Origin of the sequence: Micromonospora sp. AMSO12t (genome assembly GCF_008806585.1) — a bacterium.
Lineage (GTDB): Bacteria > Actinomycetota > Actinomycetes > Mycobacteriales > Micromonosporaceae > Micromonospora > Micromonospora reichwaldensis.
Genome location: NZ_WAAS01000009.1, coordinates 1 through 14,176 on the forward strand (window position 1 = coordinate 1; position 14,176 = coordinate 14,176).

The 14,176-nt window shown below is 71.1% G+C and carries 7 protein-coding genes; 2 read left to right on the plus strand and 5 right to left on the minus strand.

Annotation, left to right across the window (positions count from 1 at the left end):
- Positions 1 to 740: GntR family transcriptional regulator (locus tag F6X68_RS02505; RefSeq protein WP_151452712.1), on the minus strand; the 740-nt coding region annotated here is incomplete at its 3' end.
- A gap of 127 nt (positions 741 to 867) precedes the next feature.
- The gene (locus F6X68_RS02510) at positions 868 to 1,737 is read right to left on the minus strand and encodes a PAC2 family protein (RefSeq protein WP_101409578.1); all 870 of its coding nucleotides are present in this window, start codon (positions 1,735 to 1,737) and stop codon (positions 868 to 870) included.
- A 261-nt stretch (positions 1,738 to 1,998) separates the two neighbouring features.
- Between F6X68_RS02510 and metH the strand changes: the two genes are divergently transcribed.
- On the plus strand, positions 1,999 to 5,514 hold the full coding sequence (gene metH / locus F6X68_RS02515; RefSeq protein ID WP_192581249.1) for a methionine synthase: 3,516 nt from the start codon (positions 1,999 to 2,001) through the stop codon (positions 5,512 to 5,514).
- 158 nt (positions 5,515 to 5,672) lie between these two features.
- Here metH and F6X68_RS02520 read toward each other — a convergent pair whose 3' ends face one another.
- Both F6X68_RS02520 and F6X68_RS02525 read right to left on the minus strand, forming a co-directional pair.
- Positions 5,673 to 5,909 (minus strand): hypothetical protein, encoded by a 237-nt coding sequence (locus F6X68_RS02520; protein WP_225851930.1) that lies wholly within the window; start codon positions 5,907 to 5,909, stop codon positions 5,673 to 5,675.
- 135 nt (positions 5,910 to 6,044) lie between these two features.
- Positions 6,045 to 6,920: an IS5 family transposase gene (locus F6X68_RS02525; protein ID WP_151452713.1), complete on the minus strand. Its 876-nt coding sequence runs from the start codon at positions 6,918 to 6,920 to the stop codon at positions 6,045 to 6,047.
- A gap of 397 nt (positions 6,921 to 7,317) precedes the next feature.
- On the opposite strand from F6X68_RS02525, the gene F6X68_RS02530 reads away from it, so the two are divergent.
- The gene (locus F6X68_RS02530) at positions 7,318 to 11,682 is read left to right on the plus strand and encodes a LamG domain-containing protein (RefSeq protein WP_151452714.1); all 4,365 of its coding nucleotides are present in this window, start codon (positions 7,318 to 7,320) and stop codon (positions 11,680 to 11,682) included.
- An 859-nt stretch (positions 11,683 to 12,541) separates the two neighbouring features.
- Here F6X68_RS02530 and F6X68_RS02535 read toward each other — a convergent pair.
- Positions 12,542 to 14,167: a family 43 glycosylhydrolase gene (locus F6X68_RS02535; protein WP_151452715.1), complete on the minus strand. Its 1,626-nt coding sequence runs from the start codon at positions 14,165 to 14,167 to the stop codon at positions 12,542 to 12,544.
- Between the last annotated feature and the right edge of the window lie 9 nt (positions 14,168 to 14,176).

A 14,176-nucleotide genomic window follows, 5' to 3' on the forward strand; every position in this document is an offset into this window, starting at 1 on the left:
ATCTTGTACTCCTCGGTCAGCGTGGTGACCGGGCCGGGCCAGGTGGCCTGGGCGACCTCGATCGGCTTGCGGTGGCCGTCGTAGGCCACGTGCAGCAGGTGCAGCACGGGGGTGTCGGGGCGGATCTGGAGGATCTCGGCCTCCTCCCGGCTGGGCTGGCGGGCGCTGATGGTGTCGGTGGCGGAGACGTACCGCCGGCCGGTTGCCTCCTCGGCCTCCTGGTAGAGCGGCCGGCCGAACGCCTCGGCGCGCTCCAGCGAGGTGCCGGCGGTGTCGGCGGGCAGGAACCACGAGGCGCCCACCTCGACGGGGGAGTCCTCGGTGCGCACGAGGTGGCGGCGGCAGAGCAGGTCGGTGCCGTCGGCGACCCCGAACGCGTCGGCCACCTCCGGCGGGGCGGGGGCCCTGCCGACGGAGACGAGCTGCTGCCGGTACCGCGCGGCCAGGTCGGTGTGGTAGCCGCGGAAGCCGCCGTAGCGGCCCCGGGAGAGCCGGTTGAGCCGCCGCCGGGTGCCTCGGACGTACGTCCCGGAGCCGGGCTTGGTGATCAGGATGCCCTCGACCCGCAGCTGGTCGACGGCGCGCTGCACGGTCTGCTTCGCCACGCCGAACATCTCGGCGATGGCCGGGATGGACGGCAGCCGCTCGCCCGGTGCCCAGTCGCCGCGGCGGATCTGGGCCTTGAGCTGCGCGGCGATCTGCCGGTGCGGGAACTCGGCCGCCCCCGGATTGATCTGCATGCCCGCCTCCTCGATGACAGCTAGGTTCCTAGGATGCCTTAGGGGTGGTGACCGCGCCACCCCGGACACGCCAAAAGACCGGCCCCGGACGACACGCGTCCGGGGCCGGTGCGGCAGGGGATGGGTGCTACCAGGAGCCGGCCGTGGGGCCGGCGGAGCCGCCGCGACGGCGCAGGTACTTCTCGAACTCCTGGGCGATCTCGTCACCCGTCAGCGGGGTGATGCCCGCGTCGCCGACGCGTTCCTCCAGCTCGCGCACGTATTCGCCGAGCTCGGCGTCCTGCTCGGCGGCGCTGCGCACCCGCTGCTCCCACTCGGCGGCCTCCTCGGCCAGGTCGGCCATGGGCACCGGCAGGTCGAGCACCTCCTCGACCCGGTGCAGCAGGGCGAGGGTGGCCTTCGGGCAGGGCGGGTTGTTGGCGTAGTGCGGCACGTGCACCCAGAACGAGACGGCGTCGACCTCGGCCTTGTTGCAGGCGTCGTGCAGCACGCCGACGATCCCGGTCGGCCCGTCGTAGCGGGTGGGGGTGAGCTGGTAGCGCTGGGCGGCCTCCGCGTCGGAGGCGCTGCCGCTGATGGGCAGCGGCCGGGTGTACGGCACGTCGGCCAGCAGCGCGCCGAGCACGACGACCCGCTCGACCTCCAGGCTGTGGCAGATCTCCAGCACCTGCTCGCAGAAGGTGCGCCACCGCATGCTCGGCTCGATGCCGCGGATCAGCACGACGTCCCGTTCGGTGCCCTCGGGGCTGGCCACCATGAAGCGCGTCGTCGGCCACTCCACCCGGCGGGTCTCGCCCTCGGCCATGGTGATCGTGGGGCGGCTGACCTGGAAGTCGTAGAAGTCCTCCGGGTCCAGCTCCGTGACCTGCCGGGCCTGCCACACCTGCTCCAGGTGCTCGACGGCGGCGGTGGAGGCATCGGCGGCGTCGTTCCAGCCCTCGAACGCGGCGATCGCCACGGGGGACCGCAGCACCGGCAGTCCGTCGAACTCGGTCACGCCGTCACCTCACCCTGCTCGTCGGGGCCGGCGCCGGGACCGGACCCGGTCGTCCGCCCGCCGGGCGTGGTGCTGTCGCTGTAGTCCTTCACGTCCGTCAGCCTACGTGTCGGGGCGGGATGCGGCCCGCCGGCCGCGCCGGTCGAGCCCAGCGACGGTCGGCCATACCACGATGAACCGGACAGCGTGATCCCGCTGACACAATGTGGGAAGGCACGTGCGGGGGAATCCATCGGCCGGCGACGGCACTAACCTGATCCTGTGCGGACCTCATTGCTCGACGTACTGGCAGACCGGATTCTCATCGCCGACGGCGCGATGGGCACGATGCTGCAGGCGGCCGATCTCACCCTGGACGACTTCGAGGGCTACGAGGGCTGCAACGAGGTCCTCAACGCCACCCGACCGGACGTCGTGCGCGGGGTGCACGAGGCGTACCTGGCCGCCGGCGCGGACTGCGTCGAGACCAACACCTTCGGGGCCAACCTGGCCAACCTGGGTGAGTACGACATCCAGCACCGCATCCGCGAGCTCTCCGAGGCCGGGGCCCGCCTCGCCCGGGAGGCCGCCGACGCGTACGCGACCCCCGAGCGGCCCCGCTTCGTGCTGGGCTCGATCGGCCCGGGCACCAAGCTGCCCACCCTGGGGCACGCCGACTACGCGACCCTGCGCGACGCGTACCAGGAGAACGCCGAGGGCCTGATCGAGGGCGGGTCGGACGCGCTGATCGTGGAGACCTGCCAGGACCTGCTCCAGGTCAAGGCCGCCGTCGTCGGCTCGAAGCGGGCCATGGCCCGGCTCGGCCGGACGGTGCCGATCATCTGCCACGTCGCCGTGGAGACCACCGGCACCATGCTGGTGGGCAGCGAGATCGGGGCGGCGCTGGCGGCCATCGAGCCGCTGGGCGTCGACCTGATCGGGCTGAACTGCTCGACCGGGCCGGCCGAGATGGGCGAGCATCTGCGCTACCTGTCCCGGCACTCCCGGATTCCGCTGTCGGTGATGCCGAACGCGGGCCTGCCGGTGCTGACCGCCGACGGGGCGTACTTCCCGCTGACCCCCGTGGAGCTGGCCGACGCGCTGGAGCGGTTCGTCACCGAGTACGGCGTCTCGCTGGTGGGCGGCTGCTGCGGCACCACCCCCGAGCACATCCGGGTCCTCTCGGAGCGCCTGCACGGCACGCGCCCGGCATCCCGCGAGCCGCGGCACGAGGCCGGTGTCTCGTCGGTCTACCACCCGGTGCCGTTCGCCCAGGACGCCTCCCTGCTGATGGTGGGGGAGCGCACCAACGCCAACGGCTCCAAGGCGTTCCGCGAGGCCATGCTCGCCGGCGACTGGCGGGCCTGTGTGGAGATCGCCCGCAGCCAGGCCCGCGACGGCTCGCACCTGCTGGACCTGTGCGTCGACTACGTCGGCCGCGACGGCACCCAGGACATGCGGGAACTCGCCGGCCGCTTCGCCACCGCCTCCACCCTGCCGATCATGCTCGACTCGACCGAGCCGCAGGTGGTCGAGGCGGGCCTGGAGATGCTCGGCGGCCGGTGCGTGGTCAACTCGGTCAACTTCGAGGACGGCGACGGGCCGGAGTCCCGCTACGCCCGGGTGATGCCCATCGTCAAGGAGCACGGCGCCGCCGTGGTGGCGCTGCTCATCGACGAGGAGGGGCAGGCGCGGACCGCTGACTGGAAGGTGCGGGTCGCGGGGCGGCTCATCGACGACCTCACCGGGCGGTGGGGGATGGACCGCTCGGACATCCTGATCGACGCGCTGACGTTCCCGATCGCGACCGGCCAGGAGGAGACCCGGCGCGACGGCATCGAGACCATCGAGGCGATCCGGGAGATCGCCCGCCGCTATCCGGGGGTCAACTTCACCCTCGGCATCTCCAACGTCTCGTTCGGGCTCAACCCGGCGGCCCGGCAGGTGCTCAACTCGGTCTTCCTGCACGAGTGCCGCGAGGCCGGCCTGACCAGCGCCATCGTGCACGCCAGCAAGATCCTGCCGTTCAACAAGATCCCCGACGAGCAGCGGGAGGCGGCGCTGGACCTCGTCTACGACCGCCGCCGCGAGGGCTACGACCCGGTGCAGAGGTTCATCGAGATCTTCGAGGGCGTGGACGCCGCGTCGGCGCGGGCCGGGCGGGCGGAGGAGTTGGCCGCGCTGCCGCTGGAGGAGCGGCTCAAGCGGCGGATCATCGACGGCGAGCGCAACGGCCTGGAGGCCGACCTGGACGCGGCGATGGCGCAGGGGCGCACCCCGCTGTCCATCATCAACGACATCCTGCTCGACGGCATGAAGGTCGTCGGCGAGCTGTTCGGCTCCGGTCAGATGCAGCTGCCGTTCGTGCTCCAGTCCGCCGAGGTGATGAAGACCGCCGTGGCGTACCTGGAGCCGCACATGGAGACCGCCGAGGACGGCGGCAAGGGCCGCATCGTGCTGGCCACGGTGCGTGGTGACGTGCACGACATCGGCAAGAACCTGGTGGACATCATCCTGTCCAACAACGGCTACGAGGTCGTCAACATCGGCATCAAGCAGCCGATCAACGCGATCCTGGAGGCCGCCGAGCAGCACCGGGCCGACGCGATAGGCATGTCCGGCCTGCTGGTGAAGAGCACGGTGATCATGAAGGAGAACCTCGCCGAGATGGCGTCGCGCGGGGTCGCGGAGCGCTGGCCGGTGCTGCTGGGCGGGGCGGCGCTGACCCGGGCGTACGTCGAGGACGACCTGCGGGCGATGTTCCCCGGCCAGGTGCACTACGCCCGGGACGCGTTCGAGGGACTGTCGCTGATGGACCGGGTGATGACGGCCAAGCGCGGCGGGGCGCCCGTGATCGACGCGGAGCGGGAGGCGGCCCTGGCGGCCCGGCGGGCGCGCCGCGAGCGGCAGCGCGCCATCGTCAGCGAGTCGTTGCCGGAGCTGGACGACGCCTCGGTGCGCTCCGACGTGGCCACCGACGTGGAGGTGCCCGCCGCGCCGTTCCTGGGCACCCGGGTGGTCAAGGGCGTGCCGCTGGCCGACTACGCGGCGCTGCTCGACGAGCGGGCCACCTTCCTCGGGCAGTGGGGCCTGCGGGGCGCCCGCAGCGGGCAGGGACCGTCCTACGAGGAACTGGTGGAGACCGAGGGCCGGCCCCGGCTGCGCTACTGGCTGGACCGGCTGATCGCCGACCAGGTGCTGGAGGCGGCCGTGGTGTACGGCTACTTCCCGGCGTACGCCGAGGGCAACGACCTGGTGGTGCTGGACGAGAACGGGCACTCCGAGCGGGCGCGGTTCTCCTTCCCCCGGCAGCGGCAGGAGCGGCGGCTCTGCCTGGCCGACTTCTTCCGCCCGCGCGGCGACGAGCTGGACGTGGTGGCGTTGCAGTTGGTCACCGTGGGGCAGCCGATCAGCGAGTACACGGCGAAGATGTTCGCCCGCAACGAGTACCGCGACTACCTGGAGGTGCACGGGCTGTCCGTACAGCTCACCGAGGCCCTCGCGGAGTACTGGCACCGGCGGATCCGCGCCGAGCTGGCCCTGCCGGGCGGCCGTACGGTGGCCGACGACGACCCGGCGGATCTGGCGGGTCTGCTGCGCACCGACTACCGGGGCTGCCGGTACGCGTTCGGCTACCCAGCCTGCCCGGACCTGGAGGACCGGGCGAAGATCGTGGAGCTGCTGGGCGCGGAGCGGATCGGTGTGCAGTTGTCGGAGGAGTTCCAACTGATGCCGGAGCAGGCGACGGACGCGATCGTGGTGCACCACCCGGAGGCGAGCTACTTCAACGCCAAGTGACGCCGTCACCCTGTCCGAGCTGCGCGAACATCCCCTCGGGTCCTGCCGGGCGTCGAAGGCGCCCAGGCTGTGGCCGAAAGGCCGCATCGATTGCGGCGGTGCGGTCGTCGCTGCCGGCGTGCTGACCTAGGGCCTGTTTCAGAAGTACGGACTGAGGTTCAGGCTGGTCGGTTGGGGTAGTGGCGGCCGGCTAGCCAGATGGTGAGGTCCCTGGCGATGTGGCCAGGGTCGGTCTCGATGGTGAGGTCGTGGATGTGCTGGTGGGTGTCACGGCGTTCGACTTCGTAGGTGTCGTCGTCGAGCAGTGAGATCGAGGCGTACCAGGCTGGGTCGTCGTCGGCGGGGTTGATCGTGACGAAGGTGTTGTCAGCGCGGTTCAGCTCGTCGATGAGCATGAACAGGGCGTCTTCGGAGGGTCGTCGATGTGGTCGCCGTTCTCGGTGTCGGCGTAGTAGTAGTCGGCGGCCATCCGGTGTCTCCCTGCTCTGCTGGTCAGCGGGCTCAGCTTCGCATGAGGTGATGCTCGGTGGTCAGAGCCACTCGTTGATCGCGGCGACGTGCACGGCAGCTTCGAAGCGGACGGTGAGTTTGTCGTAGCGGGTGGCCACGGCCCGGTGGCGTTTGAGCCGGTTGATGCCGCACTCCACGGCGTGACGGGCCTTGTAGTCCTCGACGTCGAACACTGGTGGCCTGCCACCGGCTGCGCCGCGCTTCTTACGGTTGCGGGCCTGGTCGGCGGGCTCGGCGATGGTGGCCTTGATCCCGTGGCGGCGCAGATATTCACGGTTGGCCCGCGACGAGTACGCCTTGTCGCCGCGCACCCGAACCGGCCGCTGCCGTGGTCGGCCTGGTCCCAGCCGGGGCACCCGGATACCCCGCAGCACCGGCACGATCTGCGGCGAGTCCCCGCGCTGCCCGGCCGTGACCAGGATCGACAGCGGCTTCTGGCCCTGCTCACACGCCAGGTGGATCTTCGTGGTCAGGCCACCGCGGGACCGGCCGAGTCCGTGATTGGCAGGCTCAGACACCACCCCACCGGCTGGCTCCCGCTGCGCGTCAACGTCGCGTCGGGCGCCGGCGGCGTGCTGATGAGCCCGGCAGATCGTCGAGTCGACGTTGACCTCCCAGCAGATCAAGCCGGCCGCGTCCGCCCTGGCCTGCAACGCGGTGAGGATCCGCGCCCACATCCCCGAGCGCTGCCACCGCCGGAACAGCCCATACACCGTCTGCCACGGTCCGTACTCCGGCGGCAGATCACGCCACGGACACCCCGTCCGCACCCGCCACCTGATCCCGTTGATCAATAGTCGACGCGACCACACCGCTGGCTGCCCACGCCCCACCGACGCGGGCAGTAGCGGCTCCAACATCGTCCACTGCTCGTCGGTCAGATCACCACGACCCACCACAAGATCATCGACGGAGACGAGCCCGTGGATCAACTTCTGAAACAGGCCCTAGCCCGTCACCCCGGTACTGCCGTGAGTGGGGACATCTTCCTGACCGGCGATCCTGCTCATCGGGGTTGAACGCGCGTGCGGGCCGGAGGGGTGGAGCGCACGCGCAGTTCCCTCGACGCCCTGTTCGGCGAACATCTGCACACCTCCTCGACCATCCGCACCGCTCGCTCCCGCAGCACTGAGGATTCGATTCCGTTTCTGCCGTCTGGCGGTTCCTCCGAATCCGGGAAGTCTCTCCAGGAGCCGGGACGGTACACAGCAGACAGCCCGCGCTCGGGTCGATCGTCGTGACGCGCCCTCGTGAAAGGGGTGGGCAGTCGGAGTGTTGACACCGGCGAGGAGGGTGCTCCAGAGTTACTGGACTAGTCCAGTATTCGCAGTACTCCACACGAAGGTGGATCGAATGGCCACAAGATCGAGATCGAGGGCCGCGCTGTCGCTGCTGACGGTGGTGACGTTGGCGGCCGGCCTGCTGGCGCAGGAATCCGAGGACGTCCAGGCGGCCGGCGTCCAGGCGGCCGGCGAGCGGGCGGCCGGCGAGCAGAAGGCTCACGGCCAGTCCGGCCCCCGCGATGACCTGAAACTGCCCGACGGCTACGCCGATCGAGTGAACCACGCGCTGGAGCAGGGATCCGACCACTGGGGCGAGAAGTTGCTCGGCCTGCCCGACGGTCCGACCCTGACCAACGTCAAGCCGCTGCTGGTGCCGGCCAACCACGGTGGCACGACAGACGCCGCCTCGCCCTGGTACTACCTGCCCTTCACCTACCCGGCACCGGACCCCACCCGGTGGGCCGAGGAGCGGGACTTCTCGCTGCACGTCGCCGACGGCAGCGAGCTGATGTCGCAATGGTCGGACTCGCGGGCGACCCAGCGCGTCCGCTTCTTCGTCGGTGCAGACGGGGCCGAGCGCTACGGCCAGGCCGAGGCGAGGTCGGGTGCCCCCCGCCTGACCGGCGGATACCTGCCGATCCTCGCCAACACCTATCGTGACGCCGCCGGGGTCCGCTACGAGCGCGAGTCGTTCGTCACCGAGCTCACCCCGGGTGGCCCGGCAGTCAGCATGCTCCGGTTCGTCGTCAGCGGGCCGGCGAAAGCGCACCCGCGGCTGCGGCTGAACGTGAGCCGTGACAAGGTGGCGGACGTCGTCGCCACGCCCGGACGGCTGACCCTCGATGGGAAGACCGTGGTCGCGTACAGCGGTGCGGCGACCTGGTCCGCGCCCGACCTGAGCTTCACGCCCGACCTGAGCCGCGGGAAGGCCGAGTTCTATCTGGTCGTGCCGAACGAGCCGGCCGAACTGCCCGCCGACCGTCCGTCGGCCAAGCTCTACGACGCCGCGAAGTCCCGCACCGGCGCCTACTGGACGGCGCAGCTCAACGCCGGCGCCAAGGTCCGGCTTCCGGAGCGGTACGCCGCGGACGCCATGCGCAGCACGCTGCTGAACAACCTGGTGATGGGCTTCAACCTCACCGTCGGGAACGGCTACGAGTCGCTGGACAAGTCCTTCGCCTGGGTGCCGGAGATCGCGGCGACGGTCACCTCGCTCGGGGACTTCGGCTACCAGGACAAGGCGCGCGCGAACCTCACCGAGATGCTGCGACGCGGCCAGGGCAGCTTCTTCGTGTCCTGGGAGCGCGGGATCAAGCTGCAGACGGTGGCGACGTACTACCTGCAGAGCAACGACGGGTCGTTGCTGCTGGAGAACCTGCCGACGTTCCGTGACTGGCTCGCCGACTTCAAGCGGCAACGCGTCGCGGACCCGAACGGTCTGCTGGCCAAGACCCGCTACGCCTCCGACATTCCGGAGCCGGTCTACGGCCTGCACCACCAGTCGGAGGTCTGGCGCGGACTGCGCGACGTCGGTGTCGCGTTGCGGCTGATGGGCCGTGCCGACGAGGCGAAGCCGTTCCTCGACGAGGCGGCCGGCCTGCGCGCGTCACTGCTGGGCGCGGTGGAGAAGTCGAAGACGGTGCTGCCGGACGGTTCGGTGTTCGTGCCGATCGCGCTGCTGGATCCGGCGTCGTCGAAGCCGTACGACAAGGTCACCACCGACTTCCTCGGCAGCTACTGGAACCTGATCATGCCGTACGCACTCGCGACCGGGCTGTTCGAGCCGGGCAGCGCGACGGCGACCGGACTACGGGACTACCTCTACAAGCACGGGTCGCTGTTCCTTGGCCTGACCAGGTTCAACCTTTCGACCGCCGATCCCGGCGTCTGCCAGAACATCCGGCACAACCAGTGGCCGGCGGTGCCTGGATACAAGTCCAGCGGCATCGACCAGCAGTACGGCTACTCGCTGATGCGGTTCCTGGCCGACAATGCCGAGTCCGATCGCCTCGACCTGAGCTTCTACGGGATGCTCGCGCACAGCTTCACGCCGCACACCTACGTCGGCGGCGAGGGCGCCACGATCTCGCCGTGCCCGCAGTTCGGTGAGTACTACCGGTCGCAGTACTGGCCGCCGCTGTCGCCGAACAACGCCACCTATCTGGAGGCGGTGCGCGGCCTGCTGGTCAGCGAGGACCTGAACGCCGACGGCGTGCCGACCCGGCTGCACCTGGCGCCGGCCACGCCGCGGCCCTGGCTCGCGGACGGGGAGCGGATCGAGGTCGCCGACCTGCCGACGTCCTTCGGCCCCGTGGGGTTCGCCTCCTCGTCGGAGCTGACGGACGGCCGGCTGACCGTGCGGGTCGACCCACCGCGCGCGGCCACCGGACGGGCGCCGCTGACGGACGTGGTGCTGCACCTGCGTGCGCCGCGCGGTCACCGGCTGACCGGGGTCACCGTCGACGGCCGTTCGGTGACGTTTGACGCCGAGCGCGAGCTGGTCGACCTCGGCCGGCCGACGACGGCGGTCACGGTCCGGGCGACCTACCGGGCGGTGAAGGTGGCCACCGCGCCGAGCGCGGAGGCTACGAAGGTGACGACCCCGCGTATGTTGCTGGAGCCGGGTGAGACGTTTGCGCTGGACCTGGAGGTCGAGGCGCTCGGGCAGGGCACGGTCGGCGGCACCGTCGGTGTCGGTGTTCCGACCGGGTGGACGGTGCGCGACCCGAAGCTGCCGTTCCGCGTGAGCAGCAACCAGAGACTGGCCTGGTCCGAGCTCGCGACCTCGGTCCGGATCCCCACCGATGCGGCGCCCGGGAGCTACCGGATCGACGTGGTCACCCGTCCGTCCGGTGGTACGGCGCGGACCACCTCGTTGTCGGTCCGGGTCGCCCGACCGGATCCGGCTGACTACGCCGCGCTGGTGAAGCGGGACGCGCCGGTGGGCTACTGGCGGCTCGGCGACGCCCAGGGCCAGCCGGTGGTCGATGCCTCCGGCAACGGAAACGCTGGTGCCTACCGTGGCAGCGTCGGTCGGTCCCAGCCAGGGGCGATCGCCGACTCCGCCGACACCGCGGTCCGGCTGGACGACGGCTACGCCGAGATTCCGGACAGCGCCTCGCTCAGTGTCACCGGGGCCTACACGCTGGAGGCGTGGGTCAAGGACGCGGCGGGTGGACCGCAGGGCATCGTCGAGAAGTACGACGGCGGCGACTGCCTGCCGTCGCGCAACGGCTACGCCCTGCGCCTGGTCAACGGCAACAAGCTGCAGGCGCTCACGATCGCCGACGAGGCGCAGTCCGGCGCGTCCAGCCCGCGCAGCGTGCAGCAGGTGCGATGGCACCACGTGGTGGCAGCGTATGACGGGACGACGCTGCGGACCTACCTCGACGGGCAGCTGCAGACGTCCACCCCGGTGGCCAAGGCGCCTACCGACGGCAGGAGCAGCCTCAAGCTTGGCGCCCGTGGAGACGACGCGGCGGACCGCTTCTTCGGCGACCTCGACGAGGTCGCGATCTACCACAAGGCCCTGACTCCGGGGCAGATCGACTCGCACTACGTCAAGGGTGTGCTCGGCAACCCCGGCCCCTCGCCCAGTGCGCAGCGCTCGGGTGGGAGTGCCGTGCAGGGCAGCTCAGCGCCGGCTCCGGCGGTTTCGGCAGCCGGGCAGACGCCGACGAGCAGGCAGCCGGCGGCCATCGCCCAGTCCTCCTACGCGGCGCAGGTGCTGGCCGACAAGCCGGTCGGCTACTGGCGGCTGGGTGAGCGATCCGGCACGAGCGCCGAGGACTCCTCCGGCACCGGCAACCGTGGCGCGTACGCGGACGCGGTGGCACTGGGCCGCCCGGGCGCGCTGACGGGCGATCCGGATACCGCCGCCGAGCTGACCGGCGGCTACGTCGCCGTACCGGACTCGGCCTCGGTGAGCGTCAGTGGCTCGTTCACCCTCGAGGCGTGGGTGAATCTCAACGACGTCTGCGGTCAGTACGGCGTGGTCGAGAAGTACGACGCGCCCGCCTACAACGGCTACGCGCTGCGCGTCCTGCCCGGAGGCAGGATCAGCGCCCTCACGTTGGGCGCAGCCGGGCAACTGGCGTCGGTCGAAGGGCAGACGGTGGTCACGCCGGACAAGTGGCATCACGTGGCCGTGGTCTACGACGGGTCGACCCTGACGGTCTACCTCGACGGACGACCCGACGGCTCGGCCGCCACGAAGGTGAGCCCGACCGACGGGGCCGGAAGCCTCAAGCTGGGGGCCCGTGGTGACGATGCCGGTGCCAGGCTCGCCGGGCTGCTCGACGAGGTTGCCGTCTACGACCATGCCCTCACCGCCGACGAGGTCGCGCGACACCACTCGGCCGGCACGACGGGCTGACCCCGGACGCCACGTGTGAGGCGTGGCGAGGGCATGAGGGCGGCCACCGCACGATCGTCGACGGTCCGTGAGGACCACCGGAGATCGTGCGGTGGCCGCGGCGTAGACCCTGGCCGGTGGCACGTCATCCGCAACAAGGTGGCGTGTCACCGGCCGTCTCGTGCGTGCGTGTGGAGCCGGGCCGCACCGCGACGGCGTCCGTGCGGAGGCTGCTGTCGACGGGTGGAACGCACGACGTGTTGGTCCCTGGCCGACCGCGGGCCCGGCGACCCCGGCGGGCGCACGCGTCGCGGAGGCACCGCGATCCGCAGGCGATGCGGCGGCAGCACACCGGCACTGCCGGGCGCATCGAGAACGCCCAGGCCAGGCCGTTCCTGGGCCCCTGGACCGCGGACGGCCGACCGCCGGCTCCACCTACCCGAGACGACCTGGTGCGCCCGGCCGGCCCCGAGCCGCGGAGCGGCCGGCGTCCACGACGGGGCGACCGCGGCCAGGGAACCGGCCTGGCGATATCACTGCGGCGCTGGCCTGCGGTGTCGCCGCACAGGGGATGACCGGCGACGACGTCCACGGCGCCGGGGCTGGGCTCCGGGCCGAGCAGGAGCGTCGCGGCCCGGGTCGGCTCCGTGCGGTCGGCTGCGGCCGGCGTCGTACCGTCGACGCCGGCCGCACCGCGCCGTACGAAGATCGACTGGGCGGCGGCGGCCTCCGTGCGAGTCGACGACCACGCCGGCTCACCGCTGAGGGTGGCCGCGCGGCTGCGGACCCGGCGGCGCGAAAGGACCGGCCCCGAGCTCACCGGACCGACGTAGCCGCGCCGAGCAGCGCCCTGCTCGTGGTGCTGGTGTCCGAGCCCGGATCAGATGAAGATCGTGCGGGCCGGGTCGAGGAAGTCGGTCGCGATGACCTGGGCGGCGCCGTACGGCATGGTGTCGAAGCCCCTGTAGTTGTGCCAGGCCTTGATCTGCCCGTCGGTCTGGATCAGCGCGATCTCGGAGCGGCCGTCGTCGTTGAGATCCATGAACCGCACCCTCGCGGGGTCGGTGAACCCGGCCGCGATGACGACGGTGTAGCCGTACGGCGAGGCGGCGAAGCCGAGGTCGTTGTGCCAGGCCCTGATCTGGCCGTCGGCCTGGATCTGGATCAGCTCGGACCTCCCGTCGTTGTCCAGGTCGGCGAATACGGTCCGGGTCGGGTCGGTGAATCCGGTCGCGATGACGACGGAGTTCCCGTACGGCGAGGCGGCGAAGCCGAGGTCGTTGTGCCAGGCCCTGATCTGGCCGTCGGCCTGGATCTGGATCAGCTCGGACCTCCCGTCGTTGTCCAGGTCGGCGAAGCGTACCCGGGTCGGGTCGGTGAAGGAGGTCCCGATGACCGCGGCGGCGCCGTACGGCATGTTGTCGAAGCCCTTGTAGTTGTGCCAGGCCTTGATCTGCCCGTCGGCCTGGACCAGGGCGATCTCGGCGCGGCCGTTGCCGTCGAGCGAGGACTTGCGGCTGCCGCCCTGCACCGGGAGGCCGTTGACCCAGCGGAGGTTGATCGAGTACATGTGCCTGCTGCCGTCGGCGACCGCCGCGTGCATCACGACCTTGTCGCCGCCGCCCAGCCCGTCCTGGGCCGTCACGACGTCCGCGCCACCCGGACCGCAGAGTCCCGTGTTGGCCTGGGTCATGAAGGCGTTCGGCGCCGGCGTCCAGGGGCCGATGACCGTCGGCGCCGTGGCGTACGACGTGTAGTAGCCGCAGCTGGCGAAGGACCCACCGGAGTAAAAGAGCACCATCTTGTCGTCACGCTGGACCAGGTCCGGCGCCTCGATGATCTGGCCTGCCGCGACGGTCAGCATTGCCGTCGTCGGACCGACCAGGGCGGTGCCGTTGTTGGTGACCTGGCTGACCCAGAGCGTGGACGGCCGGTTGATGGCGTTGCCGTCGTTCTTCCAGGTGAGGTAGCGCGTTCCGTTCCGCGCGACGAAGGTGTTCGCGTCGATCGCGCCGCCCTGGCTGAGGGGGCAGATGAGCGGCCCCGATCCGTAGGGCACGAACCCACCGAGCGGCGAGGACGCGAGCGCCACACCGATGCACTGACGGCCAGAGGCGGCGTCCTGGGCCGTGTAGGTGAGGGTCAGACTGCCGTCAGGGTTGGGGTGCACGTCGGGTGCCCAGGTCCTGCCGGCGACGGCCCAGCTGCCGGGTCCGCCCGGCATCGCGTCACCGAGGACCTGCCACGGCCCGTCGATGGTGGGCGCGCTGGCCACCGGGAGGTGCCTGAAGTCGTTGGTGGCGTAGGCGTACCAGGTCTGGCCGATGCGGACCACGTCCGGGTCTGCGAACCCTTGTGCGATGAGCTTTCTGGGACCTTCGGCTACCGCGGTGACGGCACTCGGGCCCGCCGCGACCGGCGCGGCCGGCACGACGAGGGCGACGGAGGCAAGCGCTGCGAGCATGGCCGCGTGGGCCTGGCCGCGGCGGATGGGCGGGATACGCATGGCGATCTC